Genomic DNA, 22,105 nt, shown 5'->3' with positions numbered 1-22,105 from the left:
CTTTTATATTAATGTATTTTTACAAAATAGCTTTAATCGATGAATAGTTCCCCGTTCAAGGTAAGCGTATAGGGATCGGCACCTAGCCGCGCTCAATATTCCATGGTAACAGCGGTTCAAGGTTGTTTGGTTGCTCAGCAATATGTTGCAAGCATCTTGAGATATAATCATGCACGACTAGGCCATTAGCCTTAGCCGTTTCAACGAGACTATAGAGAATAGCACTCGCATGAGCGCCATTGCAGGTATTTGAAAACAGCCATGCCTTGCGACCTATCACAAACGGTTTTATTGCTCGCTCTGCTCGATTGTTATCAATCGAGAGTCTGCCATCTTCAAGGTAGCGTTGGAATTTATCAAACTGATTTAAACTGTAGCTTATGGCCTCGCCAAGTTTACTTTTAGGCGGGATTTTATCTTTGTGCTTTATCAGCCAGTGATGTAGTTCTTTTACGATTGGCTTAGCGTGTGACTGCCGGATGTTGAACTTATCTTCACTCGACTTTCCTTTAATACGTTGTTCTATGCCGTAGAGCTTGCCGATTAAGTTTAATACCACATCAACTTTACCTGTTTTCGCTTTGGCATGTATCTTCTTCGCATCAACGAACTTACGACGGATATGGGCAAGACAGGCGACTAATTTGGCCTCGGTTAGCCCATAAACTGCATAACCATCAACATGCATATAACCTTGGTAACCATCAAGAAAGTCAATCGTACATTGTGCTGCGCGGCTGTTATGGTAATCATATAAAACAATATTGGTTTTTCCACTTGCTCTATCACTGCCGCAGCAATACACCCACATATAACTGGTCGCCTTTTCTGCCTTGATAACTTTCAAGGGTGTTTCATCCGCAAAAATGACTGACTCTGCCAGCAGTATTTCTTTCAAGCGCCTATACAGTGGCTCAAGTAATTGCGCACTGCGCAGCATCCAACTCGACATGGTTTGACGGCTTAATTCAAGTCCAATATCACTAAACATCGTTTCTTGGCGATTTAACGGCAAGCCAAATTGATATTTACAGGTGATTATTTGGCTGAGTAAACTCGGTGTCGCAATACTTTTTGGTATTGGCGTTGCTGGCATCAAGGCGGTTTTTACCACACTTTCAATGCCATTACGCTCACATTGGCGACAGGTGTATTTGGGGCGAATGGTCTTAATGACTTTGATATGAGCGGGCACAAACTCTAAGGCTTCGCTGCTACTTTCACCCATTTTGTGCAACGGGCTTTGGCAGCAATCACAAATTTTGTCGCTTTCGTCAATATCTACCACCACTACTTTACGCGGCAGTGCTTGAGGTAAAGGCTTACGTTTTGGCTTGATTTTCGTTGTCACGTCAGCGTTTTCTTTGGCCAGAAGTTTTTTATCGTGTTCATCAAGCACGAACTCTACTTCATTAAATACTTCATCAGCACCCGGCATCTTTTCTGATTTCTTGCCGTATTCTTGGGCAAGTTTGAGATTGTAACGTTCAAGCAATAGTTGATAAGCTACGTCTTTTTCGGCTAATTCACTTTCCATGCGTTGCTGCAACTCAAGCAGCATTTGTTTGAGTTGTTCATACTCTTCAACGAGTTCGACCTGTTGTGTTATTTTGGCGCGAACAAAGTTACCTGACGACACGCTGAGTTTCTTCCTAGGGCATAAAAGCTCGACGTTGATAATTGCTACTGTTGGCAATAATCAATAATGGCTAAGCCGCTGGTTTGTTGATCTTCAATGATGGTTTGCCATTGTTCTTGGCTACGCGAAATTCTCATGCTTATCTCCTAAATTAAGTGAGGAGATAATGTAGATGAGATCAAACGCTAGAGGCAGGTGTCGTTAGCTATACGCTTACAGTTAAATCATGGGATGTTTAATTTTATTTAGTGAACATCAATTTCTGACATGCCATTCAATACTCAGACGATTGCTAGCCTTATGTTTGAAGAGATTGACTTAATTCAAATCAACATAGTTTGACTAACCATATATAAACCATTATTCATCAGGAAAGTTCCAATGAAATACGCCCCACAATAACTTCACTATAAAGATACTAATACCAGATTAAATCCATTTTATACTCTTCAAATATAAATTGAACTAACGTTGGTTAGTCGTAGAACTTAGAGTTATTCGAACAACAACCTCGACAATACATTTACCTTGGCCAATTGTTTTATTGAGTTAACTGGCGTGTTAAATAAACTTGGGTTAGCCACCACTATGGCCATGGATTGTGCTCGTGATATAGCTACGTTTATACGGTGTTTATCAAACAAGAAGTCTATGCCTCTGGCAGATTCTGATGCATCGCTTGAACATAAACTGAAAAATACAATGGGTGCTTCTTGCCCTTGAAACTTATCAACGCTACCCACTTTGGCTTGCTCGCCTAGTGCTATTTTTAATTTGCTTACCTGGTGATTATAAGGGGCTACAAATAACATATCATCCCAGGTTATATGGCTAGTCTTTCCTTCTTTGTTAGTATACCTTCTCCCTAGTAGTTCGTTAGCATGCAACTTAATAACATTAACTTCTTCAATGCTTGCTTGAGTATTACCTTGATGCTCAACAGGTACTAAAATAACACCGGCTGTTTGGTTTAAAGCGCCTTGATAATTATCAGGTACTTCAATACATTGTTTATCATTATCAACATCGGTTTTAAGCTGACCTTCATAAATTGCATTACTAATATAATGATTCACTTTTGAATGCATACGATAAGTTGTATCTAAAAACACGCCCATATGTGCAGGCATAATAGGGGTATCATTAAGTAGGTAATCTAAAATAGATAAGCCACTTTCACCCGGATGAGTACCCTGTGATGGTTGACCCAACTGCATTTGGTCGCCCATCAATACTATATTGTTAGTTGCCCTACTCATGCCTATAAGGTTGGCAACGGAAACTTGCCCTGCTTCATCTATAAATAAGTAGTCAAAACAATTTTCGACTTCATCTTTACAGAACCCCCATGCCGTGGTGCCAATAACACAACCTTGCGTTGCATTTTTAGCTATTTCAGCATTTTTGATTACAGTTATTTGATTTTCTGATATTTCGTTACCAGTATCTTTGGTGCAATAACAATTGGCGGCAATATTCTGTTCGTTGCAGTATTGGGCTACACCCGCTAATAAATTATTGATGGCTTTATGGCTGTTACTGGCAATACCTACTCGTTTGCCACTTTTTACCAGTGCCGCAATAATGTGCTTACCTGTGTAGGTTTTACCAGTCCCCGGAGGCCCTTGAATAGCTAAATAGCTATTATCTAAATTTTCTACTGCATTAATAATTTGTGCCAAACGCTCTTGAGCATTATCTGCAGTCACTATCGCTTCTTTATTGTGCTTACGCCCTTTAATGCGAGGTGAGCGTTTTAATAAAAAGTCAGCAATAGCAGTGCCTTCAAAAATTCCGTTTTCATATTCTTTAATGACTGCAGTAATTGCGCTAGGAATGGGTTCAGGCCGTACATATTCATTTGGGATTAGAGTAACTAGTGAAGGCAGTTCATGCCTGGAAGTTAATACTATTGTGCCTTTCTCTAAATCACTGTGTTCTTTGTTTGTAGAAACGCTAATATTTTTTCCGTTCTCATCTACTTCACCCAGTACATAATAGTTTGACGAACTATTTTTAAACTCTTGTTCAATATCAAAGGTATATTCATAAGCTAAGTTTCTAGCTCTGGCAGATGGCTTAAAAGGCGCTAATGATGTGCGAACACAATTAGCTAAACAGTCCATGTCATCCATTAGTACGTCAATTTCACTGCCTAATCGGTCAAATAGCTTCCAAAATACCGGTTTGGCTTCTCTGCGATGAAATTCAAGCGTCCAGGCTAAATTTTCGCTGATCTTGGCTTCACTTTCTTTCCCGGCGATACGCTCTTGCTCTGCCCGTTGTAATAGCCTGTCTCTAAGTTGGGTTCGCTCGCTTACTTCTTCTGATATTTCAGGTTCAACAACGTCAGTTTTACCCACAAATTCAATGGCATTATTGGCTTGCTGTAATCTTAACCATGCCACAAGTTCTTGGGTTGAATCACAATCGTCAATATTATAATCGCGTATAGCGTTTAAAGTCTTTGATGTTTGCCAAGTTCCGCCATCCAAGCCTTTTTGAAAATTATCGCGCCAGTGCTCATAAACAACTACTGAGTCACCACCACTACCCACTTCGGTTTCACGTTTGCCACGGTATAAATGCTCAACATTTTTAATGGAATATTTGGGCTCACCCACTAACAGGCCACCTTTAACCACTTTGTATAAATCAATAAACACTTCATTGCGTAGCAGCTGGTCTACCTCATTTTCGCAAATACCATAACGGCTCATTAATTTACGACATGCGGTTATTTCGTAACTGGCATAGTGATAAATATGCATGGAGGGATCTTGTTGCCATCTGGCATATACCCAATCAATAAAGGCTTTAAAACATACTTTTTCTTGCTCGGCATCGTGCGCCCAAAAATCGATAAATTGTCTGGTACCTTGCTCATCAAAATAAGTATTTCCCCATAAATATTCTAAACCGCCTTCGTCTAAGGGATAGCCTTCAATATCAAAAAACACATCTAGGTCTGAGTGTGGAGGTAGTAATGCTAAGCCTTGTTGTTTATGCTTTTCATGGTGTTTAATTTCGAATAACGGTGGCATTTGGCCATTGCTTTGTTTTTGGATATTTGCTTGAGCTTTAAGCGCGCTAAGTATGCTGGAATTTAGGCCAGAAACACGCTCAAGTTTAGTTGCAACTAGTTGTTCGCAAGTAATAATTCCCGCTTGGTTTAATTTTTTTATCTGTGAACGAGTGATATTGGCGACTTGGATAAGGTGATCTTTGTCTACAAATAATTGCTCTGCATAGTTTGACCAACGGCCATACTCTTTTGAGTCTGATGGATCAGGGTGATTACTCGGGTTAAATTTGGATTGATAGTCAATAAATTGCGTTTTTAGTGCTTTATAGTAAAAATAGTAATCTTCGGTGCGTAAGCTTTCATTCTCACCGTTACCCAGTGCTACGACGATATTTTGTGGTAATACCCCCTGGATAGCCTCTAGCATTTCAGCATAACAACAAAGTTGAATAACAAAATAAGGTTTTACTTTATTGGCAAGTTTTGTGTCCCATACTTCATAATGATAGTCACCTAAGGTACTGCTACCTGGCACTTTAATTAAGAAATCCGCATGACCACGAAAAGAGGCATGCTCTAGCACAGCTTGAAAAATAACATCAACGCCCTGTTGCATGGCGGCAATACTGGCTGATTTTTGCTTATCTATGGTTAATTTTTTGCCATCAACTTCACTTTTAATAACACAAACACTCTTCCCCTGCTCTTGCAACAGAGTAAGCATATTGTCTTCGTGTTCTAATCCTTTTTTAGACAACAAGCTAGATAAAGCATCAACTTCATCGCATTGAGGTGCGTCAGCTGGAAATTCCATTTTAAAGCGATTCATCCAACTGGCGAAAGGACTACTCATGAAGGTAGTTAAGTCGGTAGGCGAGAAGATGATGTTGTTGTTTTCTTTAAACATAGAGATTCCTTTCTTTTTTATTGTTTTAGATAAATAAACATAGAAATTTAGTAAATTACAAATAAAAAATTATTACACCTCAAAATCACAAGTTGTAATCCTTCCCTTAGCTTCTTCTGGTATTCGGCCTTCATTAATCATCCAATTAGCAAGAGCATTTACAATATCATTATCCAGTTTCTTTCTTTTTTTATCAGTTGCTGTTTCGACACTTCCATTAGCACCAATGAAATACCCAATAGAGTCAGGCTCTAAACTAACACTCTGCGTATCACAGTTAATGTTGAATCTTTTTTTGTGAGTAGTAAATGCCCTACCACCGTCCCCAGAAAAGAGAAAAACAAAAGCATCATATGGCATAGCCCCTCCCCCTTCCCCCTTAAGAGCGACTACTGCAGCAGCTGAGCGTAAATATAAAGGCAAACCATTTCCTGGTTTATTAAGGGTGTTAAACGTCTGAAGTTTTGTTTTTGGCAAAACTGATTTACTCACTTTAATATCATCTCCCTCACAGTTAGCTTCAAATGTTCTTTTTGCCCACTTTTTTTGTGCTTTGATGATATCTTCGGATAATATTTTTCTAGACTCTTGTTTTATATTAAGAAACCACTTTTTTATTTTGTGATATTCAGGGTTTTTATTACTTACATATATTCCCGCTTCTCTCCAACTTGAAGCCTTCTTGCCATCAAATGCTAGCCCCGCAGAAGATAAATTAGCTGAAGAAATAATTGCTCCTTCACTTGATATGACCACTTTTGCATGAAGCTTGTCATGCTGAAGCATATTTACACCTGATAATTTTAATATTTTTTTAACTTCATTAGGGTTAGTGCCTCCCATATTCAAATTACAAATTAGACTAAACTTTTTATTCTCATTAAGAATGACAGAGGATTCTTTCCCCCAAAACGCTACGGCTATTTCAATAGGATTTTCAGACAAATGCCCTTCAATTAAATTACTGATTGCTTTTAAAATAGCGTTAGAATCACATAGGAATTCCATTTTTTATCCTTGTAAGGTTTAGTTAATTATTATATTTAATAAAATCAAAATAACTTATGTAACAGACTTAGTCTTCCGCTAGCTCCAACAACCCTATATCAGCAACCGAAGAACCGGCAATACCCTTCACTGAACCAAACATTTCAGTAGTATTGAGCAGCACTTTTTCAATGTTCTTTTCACGTTTCTTCCAAAGTCTTGCCATGGCTAGTTTTTCTTTATTAAGATCAGTTTGCAATTCGGTAAAACCTTCAACTATAGCTTCTACACGCGAAGAAAAGTCGTTACTGGTTAAGTAGTTGTACATCATCACCATTTTGTCGCCGCGATTTTCTTGTACCGCTATCGCTTTTGATAATTTAATCAGTGACTCTCTTAGCACTAAACTTAAGCCCTTGAACTCTTCAAAGGTGCAAATCCATACACCGTTAACTTGCCCCATGTGTTTCATGTCTTTGGGCATTACCGCAGTAACTAATACACCAACACTGGCATTTTTATCACGTATGTCTTGTTTAAATTTCTCTATCCAACTGGGCTGAAAGCTTTTGGTTCGCTTACTCTCATAATAAATAGTGCCGCATTCAGTGCCTAGTGAATTAACCACATGTTGCAGGCAATCGGCTCCTTGCGCACCTTTTTTGATTTCTTCGATTTGGTCAAAGGGATACTGAGCTTCTAGCCACTCTTCTATGGCTAACTCTTGTACTTCACCTTGTAATTGCATAGAACCCTGCTCTGCTTTACGTTTTGTTATATCTATTTGTTCTTTTAGTGAATTGATAAGCGACTGGTGTTCTTTAAGCTTTAATTCATGCTCGGTATGAACTTGCTCATTAATTTTTGTTCTTTCAATTTTAAGCTGGACAGACATGGCTTTTTCAGCGGCGAGGTTTGCTTCATGCACGGCTTCATCTTTTTCTCGTTTTAGCCGTTCATTTTCTATTTCAATTTTTTGAATTAGTTTTAGTTTTTTCGACTTTTCTGTCAAATCATCTTGCAACGCAGAAATAGCTAGTTGGTTATCTTGTTCGAACTGGCTTTTTAATTGTTTAGTTAATGCTACTTTATCCGCTTTTAGTTGTTGGGCAACTTTAAGGTCAATATCTTGTTGAAATGATTTTTTGTCTAAGGCTAACTGCCGCGCAGCTTCATCCATTTTATTTTTTTTTGCTGCAATCGCTTCATCTTGTTTTTTCAACTGTTGTTGATACTTGTCGTTTAACTGCTGTTCCATTTGTTGTGACATAGCATCAGAAACATCAATTTTCTCATTACATTTAGGACAATGAATAATGTTTTCCATAGGTTACTCCTTAACTTACTAAACTTAACTTAACTTACAAGATTGGTGATATTTGTAAAGCGCACTAGAGGCAAAACATTTTTATATTTTTCGTGCTCAATGCCATTTTTAACTAACGCCTCTTTATTACCGGTATCTGGATTAACTAAAAATGACTTAATGTTTTGTTTCACATTTGGGTTTTGTGACCATCTAATATTAAAAGCCGCATTAGTATTAAAAAAACACATATCAGCGTAGTTAGGTAAATGTTCATGTAACCACCAAGCTAATACTGCCCAGTCACCTGTTTTTTGAAAATAGGGTAAAAAACGCGGAATAACAATACAGGCACTAGCGCCAATAAAACCATTGCCATCCGCAACATCCCATATATGTGCACCAAAATTAGTATTATTTGAAGCACAATTCATTTTATTTTTATTACCAAAGTCGTTAACAGCACTTGAGCGATAACCCGAACGAATATGAATTCGCCCCCAGGCTTTTTGCATCGGCTCAAGGATCTGCTCACATAATTGTGTGCCGGCCTCTATTGCTTTGTCTAAATCATCTGGCAAATTGCTGATGTTGTTAGCGATTGCTATTTCAGAATATAAAAACTCACGCATAAAGAAATTATCAGAGAGTTGAATTCGACCAATCTTTTCTAACTCGTTAAATAAAGCTTTATTCATCATCAGATCCCTCTTGATTTATATTTTCTAGATCAATATCTAGCGCCGAAGCTATCGCAGCTTTTGCTTCACGATTAAATGGTTGAAAACAAAAAAACTGCCACTTCTCTGACATAAGACAATAAGGCCAGATTAAAACTACCAAAACATATGACATTACCATCTGAATATTAAGAAGAACAAAATTTTGTTCACTCTCACATATCTGCGCAATAAATCGTGCCTGCTTGTAGGTAACTGGCAGCAGCAATATAAACTTGGCAATAGCTACCGCGAAGTAGACAAAAACAACATTGATTAATAGACTCATTTTCTGCTCCTTTTAAATCTACGGTAACGGTGACCAACAGTAATCACTAAATCACCTTTCATTATCACGTAAGTGCCATTTAGCTTTTCAAATAAAGATTTTGAAATAATCTTTAGCTTTATTAGCTTTTTACAAATAGACTTTCGTAAACTAAAAACTTCACAGCCCCGATGAAATTCAATTTCACCAAACTCTAACAAGGCTTCAATGGTACTTTGAGAAATAGCTCTTTGCTGCATTCTGACTAGTGCATGGTTGGTGTACATAACCGCTCTCCATTTAAGTGAAATAGTTAATTGACAATAACAACTAGTATATGTATCTTTTTGATACATGCAATAAATGTATACATATACATGTACACTTTTCAGGCAGGTTAATTGTGAATATTAAGCGAAATTTAGATAGAGAATTAAAGTTAGATCTATATCAGCGCCTTAGGCTGATTGAAATGATCGCCCTTTGGGAGGGAAGACTTACATCTAAGAGCATGATGCAAGCTTTCGGCATAAAACGGCAACAGGCATCAAAGGATATTACCTATTATCGAAACCTTTGCCCTGAAAATTTAGAGTATGATACTAAGTTAAAAGGCTACAAAACCACTAAGTATTTCAAAGCTAAATACACCGATGGCAGTCTTGATGAATACCTTAAGTTTCTATCCTTCAATAAAGATGCATCTTCACACGTATCCTCAATAACTCAAGTAAACACACCTATTGAATTAATAACACCACCAAACAGAGCTGTTGAACCTAAAATTATCAGGGCATTGATTAAAGCTTGCCGTAACAAAGAGCGCATAGATGTTAAATATGCCTCGGTAAAAAATCCATTAGGCGAAGAAAGAAATATTATTCCCCATACACTTGTGACCAGTGGTTACCGCTGGCACGTTCGCGCTTACTGTGAAAAAGATAAAAAATACAAAGATTTTGTTTTAGGTCGATTCTTGGGTGATATAGAAACGATTTATGAAAAACTAAATCACAAAGTTCCAGAGGATAAACTGTGGCATACCTTTATTGACTTGGTCATTGTGCCAAACCCTAGTTACACAGCAGATCAACAAAAATTATTTGCCCGAGAGCGTGGTATGGATGGTATGAAACAAGTGATAAATATAAGAGCACCACTTGCTCAATATTATTTGCAGCTTATGCATATTCCCTTTCGTGATTATAGTGCTGACATGCCGCATTCTGTTATTCTTGAAAATTTAGATGAGGTTAAGAAGTATTTATTTTGATGGGGTTATTAACTCAACAATTTCTGCGCGGCATCGTTAGCTATACGCTTACCATGGTTTCGCTAAAGTTATGTTCTTAACATCAGCAGCCGAGGCTTATTTGCTGTCCATTTCAGAAGTTAACGGTAAAAATAGATGCAACCAGCACTATATTGGGATCATTGAGCTAGAAAATATAACAACTCGACTTAGCCCCTTAACTTTATATAGTGAGTTCATTATTAATTATGATTTTACAAGGGGAAGTTACCAATATTAACTACTATAAAATAGACACGCCATAAGATTTGCTACTTTATATACGCTGATTTTAAGTTTTGTCTGGTAGATTCAATCAATAAAATTCAACAAATTGCCGATATGATTTTAATTTAAGCTTAGTTATCCTGAACAACTAAAGTCACCATTTTAGCAACAAAAATCCGAAGTAAGTCATTTGACTCCTCGACCTTTACCACATTGCAGCTATTACTTTTTGAGTTATTAACGACTGCTTTGTCGGAAGAACTGTCGTTAGTGAAACCAATGCTAACGTCCGCTTAGCGCACAACTTTGAACATTAGCTCACAGCCATACTTATAGTCCCTTTACCCCTAGGAGCACTATTATGTATAACATGATTCCATACACCCCAAAAGCTAGCTGGAATAAAGAAAAACTGGTTGGTCAAAAACTTCCCTAGCCGATAAATTAACAACTTAACGATCATTAAGTTACCGCCTTATTCATCCCGAACTGAATCCAATAGAACAAGTACGGAGTTGGTTACGCCAACATCATTTAGCGAATTGGTGTTTTCAAGGATATAATGACATTCTCGATGCTTGCTCCGAATGAGCTGAGGTTATCACATTCATGAGTAAGCCACTGTTATTCTAGTTGCGCGTTTTCACGTTCGTGATCAAATAGTAAATACTCTAATCAACTAGGTATTTACTATGTCCAATATATCAACGAATGAACCCTTACAAATAACAGAGTATCAAAGTAACAACGATAAACTACTCGCTAATTATTTAATAGCGTGCGACGTTGACACTACTTATCAAAAGCAAGTCGTTAACTTGTATGTTCAAGACCTCACAATTAACTTTGAACTAAGAGTTTCTGAGCACATCATTTATTTAGAGTTAGTCAATACGCCCGAAGATGCTCAGGCAAAAAAGGAACACTATAAGTACCACTTTACTTACCCAATTCTATTTTTTATTGATTATTCAATACCTACTCATGCGTTTTATGAGCACCTTGTCAGAATATTTACTACTGTTTTGCCATTATCAATCATCCTAAGCTTCAACGACTGTTTGCTCTAAAGCTGTGAAGTTGAGTCAAATACTTACGAACATATCAAAGTGCGCTAGCCATCCTTTTTTTAGCTAAAAAAAGGATAATGCAACGTAGAGCTATGTCACTTCTAGCTTAGAATAACAGTGAACAAGTACTAATTAACTTAACTCAAGGAATAGCAATGAAATTAATTACATTAGAAGATTGGGCTGGAAAATCATACGATGTGCATTTTTCCATGGCTACTTTAACTAAATGGTCACGTGAGGGTTTAATAAACCCTGCTCCAAAAAAAATTGGAAATAGATGGTTAGTACACCCTGACGCTAAATACGTTGAAAAAACTATCGAAGCACAACGAACTGATCATGCACAAAATGAATTAAAAGAAAATCAATCAAGCAATATAGTATTGAACGATAAAATTTTAAGGATTATCAATAATGACTCCAAAGCTGCGTAATGAGTTGAATAGGCACAACATCAAAAACCTGTATATAAAACGTGATAAGCGCAGTAAAACAGGTTTCAGTTGTCAGTATAAAGACCCTCGCTTTGGTGATCCTCGCTTCCCTGAATCTACCAAACAGTTTCATAGTCTTGGATCTAATGTTGTAACAGCTAAAGAAGAAGCTATTGCTTTAAATGCTGTTTTATATGGCCAAATTGCCAATGCTAAGGTGAGTAAGATCCTTGCTCTGCCTAGTAATACTTGTACTGGGATTCAGTTAAAAGAGTGGATAGAGCAATATATTTCATACTGTCAGGACAAATTGAAACAAGGCTACATGAAGCCCAATACTTACAGGACTAAAAAGAATATCGTTTTAGCGATCGAAAAGGCTCATGGAGATTTGTTTTTTGCTGATATCAGCGTTTCTCAAGTTGACGAGTTGATCACTAGTTATGTAAAGGCTGGCAAAAATAGAATGGCACAGTCCGTTCGCTCTACCTATATCGACATTTACAAAATTGCGCTAGGTAAAGGGATCTCTTACCTGAATGAAAATGTTGCTAGTAAAACGTTAAACCCAACTGCAAAAGTACAGCGTGAACGCTTAACCTATGAACACTTCAAGCAAACGATTGATGCCTATAAATATGAGCCTCATAGATTATCGGCCTTGCTTGCGGTAGTAACAGCCCAGCGCCGTACAGATTTATGTTTGATGCGTAAAAGAAAGGGTAAAGATTGGGATGAACGGTACAAAGCCTATAGAATAAACCCTAATCACTTTGTTACAGGCGAATACACCAGTTTCGCCAAGTTAGTTCAGCATGCTCCCTATTCCTTTATTGAAAATGATGACCTTTGTGTTTTTCAATTGAAAACAGGGAATTTATTGAGAATACCATTATCTCTAAAAATGAATAAATTAGGCTTGTCTGTGGGTGATGTAATTAACCAGGCTAACATTTTTAAATTTTCGCCTTTCGTCTTACACCATGTAGTTGCTCGTTCAACAAATAAAGTTGGTGATCCGTTACATGCCGATACAGTATCGAGAACTTTCGCCAAAGCCATTAAAGCAACTGGTCTAGAATATATTTTAACACCACCAACTTTTCATGAGCTGAGATCATTAGCTGAGCGTGAATATCGAGAGCAAGGAATTAACACCAAGAAATTACTAGGCCATAAACATGAAGCTATGACAGAAGTTTATAACGATATACGTGGTTGTGATTGGTCCAAAGTTGAAGCTGTTTAAATTAAAAATCTCATTTCTATAGTGACAACTAGTACCACAAAGCCGACCTAATTTAGACAGGTATTCATCACAATAAATAGTCCGCTTAGCCACCAAAGCGGTCATTCATCATCTAATTTTTAATGATCACTTAGTACGCAAAGAAGAAGTAAGAGTTAAAAATTGTGAATGTTTTTCGTGGTCAACTGTATACCAGTAGTTGACTTAAGCGGGTCTACAGCTACCTTCAACATTCAACTTAGTAGACGTTGCCGAAATCGCTTTTGAGCGCCATTTTATGACCATAAAATGCAAGTAACACACACTAGCCTGTTAATAAATTTTTGCTATAGTTATTAGACAAGAATCTATACTTGATATTATCGCTGTAAAGATTTTAGGAGCGCATTAAAATGAAGACAATTAATACACTACTCATCTTATCTACAATCGCATTCACATCGAGCGCATTAGCGGGCCATGCTTGGAGCACATACCATTGGGAACGATCTAGTAATCCATTTTTTTTGGATTTAGGTAACAATGTTACCGAGAAGTGGTTCGGTCATTTAGCTCTCGCATCAAGTGACTGGAACGTGTCTTCAGTCATTACCACAATCATTGTCGATGGATCTACAAGCGCGAGACGCTGTAAGACTCAAACAGGTAATGTGCAGGTATGTAATCTCAGGTATGGCAATAACGGTTGGCTAGGAATAGCGGGTATATCAGTAAGCAGTGGTCATATAACCGCCGGATACGTAAAATTAAACGATAGTTATTTTGATACTGCACGTTATGATACGCCTGAATGGCGACAAATGGTTACTTGCCAGGAAATTGGTCATACCTTTGGTTTAGGTCATCAAGATGTGAATTTTAGTAATCGCAACCTAGGCACTTGCATGGATTACACAATAGATCCTATTAGTAATCAACATCCAAACGCGCATGACTACTCCGAGTTAGAAGATATTTATTACGATCTTGACATCGCTAGTGGTAGTGACGGTGGCGGAAGTAGTTGTAATCCAAAATCTCCAAAATGTAATCCTGCTGCAGTTCCCCCTGGATGGGGTCGTCTTGTTTCCAAGCACGGGCCAATGGAAGTTTTCGAAATGGACCTAGGTAACAACAATAAACGGATTACACATGTAACCTGGACACTGGAACACGCTAATAATCATAGGCACTAGTATAGTACTGAGTGGTAGTACTTCTCAGGCAGAACGACTCATAGATAAAAATCGTCATCAAAAGACTCATGTTTTTATCTATGGGTAACGTCTGCTTTCAGAAAACTTGTAGCCTAATGTGATTGTTCAGCCATGTCTGTTGTAGATCAAAAAATACAAATCATTTCAATGTAAATTCTCAAATGCTAACTTCCGATGTGTGGCATTAGTTAGCGTTAAGAGGTAAAATACCAATGACAGGTATGAGCTTGAAGCGGACGTTAGCTATGACTACCGCTAACGTCCGGAATGCGCACTTTGAAGTCATGCCGATACAATTACGTGAACGACTGTTGTGTTGGCAAAGCTGACCTCTGGTTGACCCCATATCTCTGTGTAAAAACTTCCGCTGTGTGGTGGAAGTGAGCATTAACTTGTAATCAATGTCCAACGAAAAACTGCTTTTGGAATACTTGATAAGTCTGGGTGTCTGTTAATTAATTTTCTCTTCCCGTTGACTGATAACAGCTAACCAAGGTTGTTGTTCGCGCGGTTTACCAGCGGGTCGATAATAATGATTAAGCACTTTAAAGCCAGCTTGCGCTAAATAATATTCGAAAATTTTTAACTCCATATAATGACCATAACGCTGACCAGACCAACCTTCTTGATTACCTCTAGGGTTAGACGAAAATAAAATACCATTGGGTCGTAAACTATGGTGTAACACTTTTAAAACACTGACCAATTCCTGACTAGGAATATGAAACAGAGAAGCATTGGCAAAAATCCCATCAAACTTATGAGCTTTAAGGTCTAAATGCAAAAATTGTTGGTTGAGTGTATTACAGTCGCTGTACTTTTTAGCCATCAAACAAAAGGCTTTACTCCCATCTAAACCTATGGGGTTATGACCCATTAATTTAAACGTCATTAAATCTCTGCCAGGTCCACAACCAAAATCTAAAATATTAAGCGGCTTTGTTACGGGAAGCGCTGCAATAAAAGCCTCGATATTCTGAGTGACATCATGGTCGCGAGTCCCCTCCCAAAACGACAGTGCATTCTGTTCATAATGGTCGAGTGTTTCAGATTCAATTCGATCGAGCACCGATTTAGGTTGTTGTTTTTTCATAGTTGTTTTTTCAATTATTCAGTATTCATTAAATACAATACTTGGTTCTGTTTTTAGAAAATAGTCGGCATCAAATTCTTCCAGAAAAACTGCACGGACCATTTAAAATCACACCGCATTGCGGAAGTTGGGTTTTGAAATCTAGTGTGTTTATCTAGGTCAAATGCTCACCAGTTAGTTGACTTTAGCTGGACGATAAGTATCTTTAGAACTTAAGGCTTAGCCGACGTTGCGAAAATAGGTTGTGTGACTCATTTCACGATCACAAAGAGAAAATTACAATCTTATAACTATAGCATCATCTTTGTTCCCTCTATACTCTTTGCAGCCATTGGCAGTTGAAGGGGCTATGTCATAATATGGTTTACACTTAAGCTCAAAGCCGCCAGTGGTTCGTTATCTATGAACGATAACTATTACCACAAAGCGGTCTAAATTCACCTGTCAACATCATCCCAGCTAACGACCACTTTGATACGAAAGTGGACCTTATTAAAAGCTCGACTTTAATCATTAATCTGTTGTTGGTGGCATAAATAATTAGATGTAACGAGGGGCAGCTTTCCGATCATAAAGCAGACCTAAATTTTATATTCCTATGGCGCAATGGGGGCACATACCGCCATAGAAGTTATGAGCACTTTGTGCGAATAGAATACGCTTATGGCTAACTTTTTAACGAAAGTTCATCCTACGGAGAACTAACTGCTCGAGCGGTAAGTATGAATGATTGCCTTATTATTTCATCTCCTATAATCGGACAAAAATGTCAGCTTTAGTTTATCTTACTTGATATTCTCAATAAGATTTATCGTATTTTGATAGCATTCTTTGGAAAAATCAATGAAAGCTTTAAGCTCATTTCCAAGGTGATATAGCGGTTTCCCAACACTAGGTGCTTCATATTTAGCACTGTATTTAGAAAGAATATTTATATAATCCAGCCTACGTGTGGCTGGTATAACAAGAGGAGCGAAGCCCGCTCTCAGTAAAATAAGGTTAGCTATTAAACGTGCAATACGACCATTTCCATCCCAAAATGGGTGTATCTGACCAAAGATTAAATGAGCAGTTGCATACATAGTGATCGCTTCGTCAATACTATGGGGCTTGCATGACTCAATGTACTCGACTAAACCAAGGATAAGTTTTGGCACCTCAAATGGTCGTGAGTACGCATGGTATACACTTGACTTACCTTCAAGTAAATCATCAAGTATTAAATAGGTTCCATTAGGTACGACTTTGAAATCGCCATAAGGTTTATCTATATCGAATATAATGTCAGTCTGAACGGCTTTATGTAGTAGTTTGATTTTACTTAACGTCAGCTCACTACTGACCATATCGTAAAGTAAGTCTATAGCTGTCGCGTGCCCCATGACTTCTTTATGATCTTTTAAAGGCTTACCCGATACGGTTAATCCTTCATTTAATATAAACTGCGTTTCACCTAAGTTTAGTGTGTTACCTTCAAGTGCTGTTGAGTTGTACGTCCACATAGTACGCAACATGCTCAGTAACTCTTGTTGTTTTGAGCTAGGTAAGCCCTCTAAAAATTTAAAGGTCGGTTTACTCTTCACCGGCATGCTTACGTATTTACGAGCCTTTCTCTCGCCTGTAATTAAAATTAAACCCTGCTTAGCCGCACTATTCAGCCACCGTTGTACTGTACGATTGTCAACTTGGAAATCTGTAGCTGTTTTAATATCACTGATGGTTACAGCTTTGTTGGCCGAACTTATGTAATTTAACACGAGTTCTTTTTCAGTATTATTTTGTCGCATAAGAATTTTTATCGGACAATTATTGGTTTATACGGCATTGTCTCATAAAATAATTTATCAGACAAACTTTTATTTATACGACATTACATTAACACCAAAGACTTGATTATTCTCAATTATGAGTTGATGGTAATGTCTTTTGCTTTATATAGTTAGTCATCAATATTTCAAATATTTACAAGACTATAACCCCCCTCGATTGAGTGGCTTGTTATTACCTGATATTTGTCGGTTGGATGGAGCTGAATTGGGGTATCGTTGGGGAATCGTTGGAGAATGATTTTAAGTTATTGATTTATAAGTACTTGCGTATGTTGCCCATACAGATAAATAATACTAAGTTAATTCCCTTTATGTTTATACTGTTAGACATTTTTAGCACCATTATCGAGTAGTTTACTGAATTTTCCCACTAGCTATAGCAGCAAACAGTATTTCAGCTGCGCGGGAGTAGATTGATAATTTTATTGTCTGTTTTTTTCAGCAAAAAATAAAGAACAATATAACAATTATACTTATCATCCTAACCCAGCATTCACTTTGCCAACCTCAAACATTGGCATTTTTAAAATATTGCCACTAGAAAATTGGCACTTATCGTCGCTTCACTTACTTACTACTTACTACTTACTACTTAAGTTAAGTTAATTTCAAGAATTTATCTATAGGGTTACTTTCATGATGAAATACACCATTACTTAATGACTCTTTTGCTCTATTAAGTATGCTGAACCCCTTACTTCGGCGGTAAAACAAGCCACCAGCAATCAAAATTTCACCTATATTTTTAATGAATAGTTTTAGTTATATGATTGATTAATCATCAACATACTTCATTTAGCTAGCTGCATTAAAATACACGATGTTTATTTTTGTTCTATGATTAAAACGGCTTAACGTCCTTAGATGAAAAGGAATGTATCTGGCTGATGAACTTTCTAATAATAATTAGCATCATAGTATAAGGATTCACTAGTGCACTCTTCATTATTTGTTAAATACGGCGGTTTTGCTTCGATCCATAACTTGATTGAAAATTTTTATGAAAAAATGCTCGATTCAGTGCTCGTAGGAGTATATTTTGAGCATAGTAATATGGAAACACTGATAGATCATCAAACCCGTTTTATAACATCCTTATTAGGTGGTCCCACATCCTTTACTGACCTGCACTTAAAGTCAGTGCATCAGCACTTAAATATTAATGAAGAGGTGTGGAATGAGGTTATTACTTTATTGAAGCTTTCTTTATTGGAGTTTGGTATGGAGAGAATTGATGCAGAAATGATTATAAATACACTTTCTAATAAAAAGAGACTATTTTATGCACTCAACAGTAATGGATAATCAAAGCCAATTCAATTCATTTGATTTACTTATGATGCCGATAGCTTTATTTTCTGGGATTAAAAAAGAATTGCTCTTCAAGAATAAAAGCTTCGATGAACTATGCAATGCTAATGGCAGCATTAATGTAGTAAATGAATTAGTAATAAAGTTACTCAATGAAATAACTTGCATCTACCAAGGTAAAACCGAAGCTCACTTATTTGAGCTAGAAGTCATAAGAGTAAGACAAAAATATATTTATGAATTTAACGCCTATAAGAATAATGAACTTATTATTGTCCACGTACAAGATGTTAGTAAACTGAAAAAAACTCAATACTTATTAAAGAGCTCAAGCGCTATGCTTGAAGAATATAGTAATGAAATGTTTATGTTGGCCCATACGGATCAACTGACAAAAACAGCAAATCGGCGCGCATTGTTTACCAAATTTAACGAATTAAAAAATGCTAACCCCACGTTAAAATGTTCCATTAGTATTCTTGATATAGACTATTTCAAAGAATTTAACGATAGCTATGGTCATGAATTTGGTGATTATGTGTTAGAGCGGTTTTGTCAGCAGATAAAGAAAATAATCACACCTATGTCTTTTTTTGCTCGCATTGGCGGCGAGGAGTTTTGTCTTATTCAACATAAAAGTGATAAAGAAACTAGCACTAGTAATATTCAAAAAATACTAGCATCCATAAAGGATATGCAATTAGATACACCAACTGACAAAACGGTCTATATATCCTTTAGTGCTGGGGTATCTGAATATGGAAAAGATGGCACTACCCTTGATGTACTACTTAATAATGCAGATAAAGCGTTATATTATGCTAAACAACATGGGCGTTCATGTGTGATTCCTTTTTCAACTGAATTATTCGAAAAAAGAGGAAATGTACTTTATACAAAGGATGTTGCTAGAAACAGTAAATAAAAATTACCTAGCTAACGTTATGTTGCCTTTAATAGTGTCTTTTTAAGTGAAGTATTCCCACACCAGTAAATGCTCACCTAAAATAGCGTTCTAGCTGGCAATATTCAAACTGATTCAATAACCTTCCCCTAAAGAGATTAAAATGACACCCGCAATTAATGCCGCCAAACAGCATAAGGTTATTTATCATCTACATGAGTACCAGCATGATTCTACAAGTGAGTCTTATGGTGGTGAAGCAGCACAAAAACTTGGCATAGCTGAAAATAGAGTTTTTAAGACCTTAGTGGTGAGTATTGATAATAAAGCCTTGGCTGTCGCTGTAATACCGGTATCAGCCATGTTAAGCATGAAACTGATAGCCAAGGCATATTCAGGAAAAAAAGCCATAATGGCAGTAAAAATAGATGTTGAACGCTCAACCGGTTATGTACTTGGCGGTGTTAGTCCGCTGGGACAAAAAAAGCGCTTGCGCACTTTTATTGATGCAACGGCAAAACAATTTACTACCATTTTTGTTAGTGCTGGCAAAAGAGGCTTAGAAATAGAATTAAGTCCCAATGATCTGGCTGGCATAACTCAGGCAACGATGGCGGACATTTGTCAGTAAATTTATCCCGAAAATATAGCGAAAAAAAATGGTAGTACCCTATGACACTACCATTTTCTTAATGAATACTTCTAAGGACCAATGAGTATTCATGTCGATGAGTCGCCCTAACCTTATAGTAGATAATAATTTTAAGGCTACTCTTAACACCTTTTCTTAACGCTTGAACTCAGAAGTTTTGCTCCATTGTGGCCATACGCCAGATTTAGATAACTCTACGCCCACGTCAAAGAACAATTGCATATCTTCAACAGCACCGGTTAAGTCCCACTCTTCGCTGTATTCATCACAAAGACCGTGATAACACTTAGCTAAAATGGGGTCTAACTTCGCTCTTAAATCTGCTGTTGCTTGGTCGGCGGGTATAGTTCCACCTTTTGCATATAACGCTGGAATACCAACGTTAGCAAAAGCAAAGTGATCAGAGCGGTAATAAATGCCTGCTGCAGGTCTTGGATCGCCCGAGATCACACGGTTTTGCTTTAACGCCGCTTTAGTTAAAAAGTTATCAAGCTCTGATTGCCCTAAACCATAAACAGCAACATCTTTACTCTTACCATTTACATTCAAGGCATCCATATTAATATTAGCCACGGTTTTCGCCACTGGGATAATGGGATTTGCTGCATAGAACTTAGAACCAAGTAAACCCTGCTCTTCCGCCGTTACCGCTAAAAAGGTGATTGAACGCTCAGGTCTATGAGGTAATTTTGCAAACGCTTCAGCGACTTCAATCAATGCGGCAGTGCCGGTGGCATTATCACGAGCACCATTATAAATTTGGTCACCCTTTTTAGATAAATCAGTACCTAGGTGATCCCAATGGGCAGAATATATAATATGCTCATCGGCATTTTTCTGTCCAGGTAAGGTCGCAATAAAGTTGTACGATATTGACTTTTTGATGGTATTTTTAATGGTAATAGAGGCATCTAAATCACCCATATCTATGTTGAAACTGCCTTGGGCGGCACGTTCCTTCATTTTAGTAAAATCTAGACCGGCTTTGTCAAACAACTCAATGGCAACATTACGGCTGATCCACCCTTCTACGGCAACGCGGTCTTTATTTAAATCATCACGTTGAAAACTAAACTGAGGACCTGTCCACGAGTTTTTTATCACCGACCAACCGTATGATGCGGGTGCCGTTTCATGAATGATAATGGCCCCTTCAGCGCCTTGACGACTTGCTTCTTCATACTTGTAAGTCCAACGACCGTAGTAAGTCATGGCATTACCGGTAAATAACTCAGCATCTTGCGTAGCAAAACCCGGGTCATTAACTAAAATGACAACCGTTTTACCCTTAACATCAAGGTCTTTATAATCATTCCAATTATATTCTGGCGCATTAATACCGTAACCAACAAAAACCAATTCAGAGTTTTTAAGCTGCTCAAAATTACTAATTCGCGCACTGCCCATGACCATCTCAGTACCGTATTGGTAGTTTTTACCGCCAATAGCCAAGGTCATATCACTTGATGCTTCAATAGATACCAGTGGTACTTCTTGTAAAAAGCTATCACCATTACCTGGCTTAAAACCTAAAGCTTTAAATTGTTCCGTTAAGTAGGCAAGGGTCAGTTTTTCACCTTCACTTGATGGCGCACGACCGCCGAATTCATCTGATGATAACACTTTGATATGCTTAATTAATTGCGCGGTATTGATACTGTCATAGCTAGCACTAATGTCTTGAGCACTGTTCACTGGTGAAGAGCTAACTGGTGAAGAGTTAGCTTGAGAAGAGTCATCAGACGTTGTTGCCACACAACCTACCAGCACGGCGACCGAAAGAAGTGATAATGCAATTTTTTTTATCATAATAAGTATACTTATACTGTGAAAAAGATGGTCGCAGTATAAATGTTCTCAAAACAACTAACCAGTATGGATAGGTAAATCAACACAGGTCAAGGTACGTTAACTGTCACGCACCGTTGCCACAAAGGTAAAGCGATAGCTTTACTTAGCGATAGATTTTAGCTACTCGCTAGTTTACAGTAAGC

General features: G+C 37.5%; 18 protein-coding genes and 1 pseudogene. 9 read left to right on the top strand and 10 right to left on the bottom strand.

Annotated elements, in window-relative coordinates:
* Nucleotides 1–82: 82 nt before the first annotated feature.
* The 7 genes from tnpC to CMT41_RS07310 form a co-directional block, all read right to left on the bottom strand.
* The gene (gene tnpC, locus CMT41_RS07340; RefSeq protein ID WP_058028170.1) at nt 83–1,561 is read right to left on the bottom strand and encodes an IS66 family transposase; all 1,479 of its coding nucleotides are present in this window, start codon (nt 1,559–1,561) and stop codon (nt 83–85) included.
* A gap of 572 nt (nt 1,562–2,133) precedes the next feature.
* A complete protein-coding gene (locus CMT41_RS07335; protein WP_057180695.1) occupies nt 2,134–5,571 on the bottom strand; it encodes a TM0106 family RecB-like putative nuclease in 3,438 nt (1,145 codons plus the stop codon).
* Between the two features lie 72 nt (nt 5,572–5,643).
* A complete protein-coding gene (locus CMT41_RS07330; RefSeq protein ID WP_057180694.1) occupies nt 5,644–6,579 on the bottom strand; it encodes a phospholipase D family protein in 936 nt (311 codons plus the stop codon).
* 67 nt (nt 6,580–6,646) lie between these two features.
* A complete protein-coding gene (locus CMT41_RS07325; protein WP_057180693.1) occupies nt 6,647–7,885 on the bottom strand; it encodes a DUF2130 domain-containing protein in 1,239 nt (412 codons plus the stop codon).
* Between the two features lie 29 nt (nt 7,886–7,914).
* Nucleotides 7,915–8,565 (bottom strand): peptidase M15, encoded by a 651-nt coding sequence (locus CMT41_RS07320; RefSeq protein WP_057180692.1) that lies wholly within the window; start codon nt 8,563–8,565, stop codon nt 7,915–7,917.
* The gene (locus CMT41_RS07315; protein ID WP_057180691.1) at nt 8,555–8,872 is read right to left on the bottom strand and encodes a hypothetical protein; all 318 of its coding nucleotides are present in this window, start codon (nt 8,870–8,872) and stop codon (nt 8,555–8,557) included. Before CMT41_RS07315 ends, CMT41_RS07320 begins: the two co-directional genes overlap by 11 nt.
* Nucleotides 8,869–9,138 (bottom strand): DUF4258 domain-containing protein, encoded by a 270-nt coding sequence (locus CMT41_RS07310; protein WP_057180690.1) that lies wholly within the window; start codon nt 9,136–9,138, stop codon nt 8,869–8,871. The genes CMT41_RS07315 and CMT41_RS07310 overlap by 4 nt, the downstream gene beginning before the upstream one ends.
* 116 nt (nt 9,139–9,254) lie before the next feature.
* On the opposite strand from CMT41_RS07310, the gene CMT41_RS07305 reads away from it, so the two are divergent.
* The 6 genes and pseudogenes from CMT41_RS07305 to CMT41_RS07285 all read left to right on the top strand — a co-directional run bounded on the left by CMT41_RS07305 (nt 9,255) and on the right by CMT41_RS07285 (nt 14,301).
* Entirely contained in the window at nt 9,255–10,124 is an 870-nt protein-coding gene (locus tag CMT41_RS07305) for a WYL domain-containing protein (protein ID WP_198149793.1), read from the top strand.
* A 660-nt stretch (nt 10,125–10,784) separates the two neighbouring features.
* Nucleotides 10,785–10,955, top strand: a pseudogene (locus CMT41_RS19355) (transposase); the annotation flags it as partial.
* Between the two features lie 107 nt (nt 10,956–11,062).
* Nucleotides 11,063–11,440, top strand: coding sequence for a hypothetical protein (locus CMT41_RS07300; protein ID WP_058026817.1), 378 nt, complete (start codon nt 11,063–11,065; stop codon nt 11,438–11,440).
* 155 nt (nt 11,441–11,595) lie between these two features.
* Nucleotides 11,596–11,877 (top strand): excisionase, encoded by a 282-nt coding sequence (locus tag CMT41_RS07295; RefSeq protein ID WP_057180684.1) that lies wholly within the window; start codon nt 11,596–11,598, stop codon nt 11,875–11,877.
* Nucleotides 11,858–13,126 (top strand): tyrosine-type recombinase/integrase, encoded by a 1,269-nt coding sequence (locus CMT41_RS07290; protein ID WP_058026815.1) that lies wholly within the window; start codon nt 11,858–11,860, stop codon nt 13,124–13,126. Before CMT41_RS07295 ends, CMT41_RS07290 begins: the two co-directional genes overlap by 20 nt.
* Before the next feature lie 392 nt (nt 13,127–13,518).
* Nucleotides 13,519–14,301: a hypothetical protein gene (locus tag CMT41_RS07285; RefSeq protein ID WP_058026813.1), complete on the top strand. Its 783-nt coding sequence runs from the start codon at nt 13,519–13,521 to the stop codon at nt 14,299–14,301.
* 472 nt (nt 14,302–14,773) lie between these two features.
* On the opposite strand, the gene CMT41_RS07280 is transcribed toward CMT41_RS07285, so the two are convergent.
* Nucleotides 14,774–15,415: a class I SAM-dependent methyltransferase gene (locus CMT41_RS07280; RefSeq protein ID WP_058026812.1), complete on the bottom strand. Its 642-nt coding sequence runs from the start codon at nt 15,413–15,415 to the stop codon at nt 14,774–14,776.
* Nucleotides 15,416–16,200: 785 nt separating this feature from the next.
* Nucleotides 16,201–17,202, bottom strand: a complete 1,002-nt coding sequence (locus tag CMT41_RS07275) for a Fic family protein (RefSeq protein ID WP_058026810.1) — start codon at nt 17,200–17,202, stop codon at nt 16,201–16,203.
* 975 nt (nt 17,203–18,177) lie between these two features.
* Between CMT41_RS07275 and CMT41_RS07270 the strand changes: the two genes are divergently transcribed.
* From CMT41_RS07270 to ybaK, 3 genes are all read left to right on the top strand, one after another.
* Complete coding sequence (locus tag CMT41_RS07270) at nt 18,178–18,549, top strand: group I truncated hemoglobin (protein WP_057180682.1); 372 nt, start codon at nt 18,178–18,180, stop codon at nt 18,547–18,549.
* Nucleotides 18,527–19,480 carry a GGDEF domain-containing protein gene (locus tag CMT41_RS07265; RefSeq protein WP_082606469.1) on the top strand — a complete coding sequence of 318 codons (954 nt, stop codon included), beginning with the start codon at nt 18,527–18,529 and terminating at the stop codon, nt 19,478–19,480. The genes CMT41_RS07270 and CMT41_RS07265 overlap by 23 nt, the downstream gene beginning before the upstream one ends.
* Nucleotides 19,481–19,622: 142 nt before the next feature.
* The gene (gene ybaK, locus CMT41_RS07260) at nt 19,623–20,090 is read left to right on the top strand and encodes a Cys-tRNA(Pro) deacylase (protein WP_058026809.1); all 468 of its coding nucleotides are present in this window, start codon (nt 19,623–19,625) and stop codon (nt 20,088–20,090) included.
* Between the two features lie 156 nt (nt 20,091–20,246).
* Here the strand turns inward: ybaK and CMT41_RS07255 are convergent, their stop codons facing one another.
* Nucleotides 20,247–21,920, bottom strand: coding sequence for a M28 family metallopeptidase (locus CMT41_RS07255; protein WP_058026807.1), 1,674 nt, complete (start codon nt 21,918–21,920; stop codon nt 20,247–20,249).
* Between the last annotated feature and the right edge of the window lie 185 nt (nt 21,921–22,105).

The sequence above is a fragment of the Colwellia sp. MT41 genome (genome assembly GCF_001444365.1).
In the GTDB taxonomy this organism is placed as follows: Bacteria; Pseudomonadota; Gammaproteobacteria; order Enterobacterales; family Alteromonadaceae; genus Colwellia; species Colwellia marinimaniae.
Note: the sequence above shows the minus strand (reverse complement) of the source record. Positions and strands in the feature narration are given on the sequence as shown.

Excerpts from the sequence above, each read along its gene's own strand:
- CMT41_RS07310 (WP_057180690.1), bottom strand. The coding sequence starts at position 9,138 with ATGTACACCAACCATGCACTAGTCAGAATGCAGCAAAGAGCTATTTCT.
- CMT41_RS07300 (WP_058026817.1), top strand. The coding sequence starts at position 11,063 with ATGTCCAATATATCAACGAATGAACCCTTACAAATAACAGAGTATCAA.
- CMT41_RS07335 (WP_057180695.1), bottom strand. The coding sequence starts at position 5,571 with ATGTTTAAAGAAAACAACAACATCATCTTCTCGCCTACCGACTTAACT.
- CMT41_RS07315 (WP_057180691.1), bottom strand. The coding sequence starts at position 8,872 with ATGAGTCTATTAATCAATGTTGTTTTTGTCTACTTCGCGGTAGCTATT.
- CMT41_RS07320 (WP_057180692.1), bottom strand. The coding sequence starts at position 8,565 with ATGATGAATAAAGCTTTATTTAACGAGTTAGAAAAGATTGGTCGAATT.
- CMT41_RS07285 (WP_058026813.1), top strand. The coding sequence starts at position 13,519 with ATGAAGACAATTAATACACTACTCATCTTATCTACAATCGCATTCACA.
- CMT41_RS07265 (WP_082606469.1), top strand. The coding sequence starts at position 18,527 with ATGCACTCAACAGTAATGGATAATCAAAGCCAATTCAATTCATTTGAT.
- CMT41_RS07295 (WP_057180684.1), top strand. The coding sequence starts at position 11,596 with ATGAAATTAATTACATTAGAAGATTGGGCTGGAAAATCATACGATGTG.
- CMT41_RS07255 (WP_058026807.1), bottom strand. The coding sequence starts at position 21,920 with ATGATAAAAAAAATTGCATTATCACTTCTTTCGGTCGCCGTGCTGGTA.
- CMT41_RS07290 (WP_058026815.1), top strand. The coding sequence starts at position 11,858 with ATGACTCCAAAGCTGCGTAATGAGTTGAATAGGCACAACATCAAAAAC.
- CMT41_RS07330 (WP_057180694.1), bottom strand. The coding sequence starts at position 6,579 with ATGGAATTCCTATGTGATTCTAACGCTATTTTAAAAGCAATCAGTAAT.
- tnpC (WP_058028170.1), bottom strand. The coding sequence starts at position 1,561 with ATGCTGCTTGAGTTGCAGCAACGCATGGAAAGTGAATTAGCCGAAAAA.
- CMT41_RS07280 (WP_058026812.1), bottom strand. The coding sequence starts at position 15,415 with ATGAAAAAACAACAACCTAAATCGGTGCTCGATCGAATTGAATCTGAA.
- CMT41_RS07325 (WP_057180693.1), bottom strand. The coding sequence starts at position 7,885 with ATGGAAAACATTATTCATTGTCCTAAATGTAATGAGAAAATTGATGTT.
- ybaK (WP_058026809.1), top strand. The coding sequence starts at position 19,623 with ATGACACCCGCAATTAATGCCGCCAAACAGCATAAGGTTATTTATCAT.
- CMT41_RS07275 (WP_058026810.1), bottom strand. The coding sequence starts at position 17,202 with ATGCGACAAAATAATACTGAAAAAGAACTCGTGTTAAATTACATAAGT.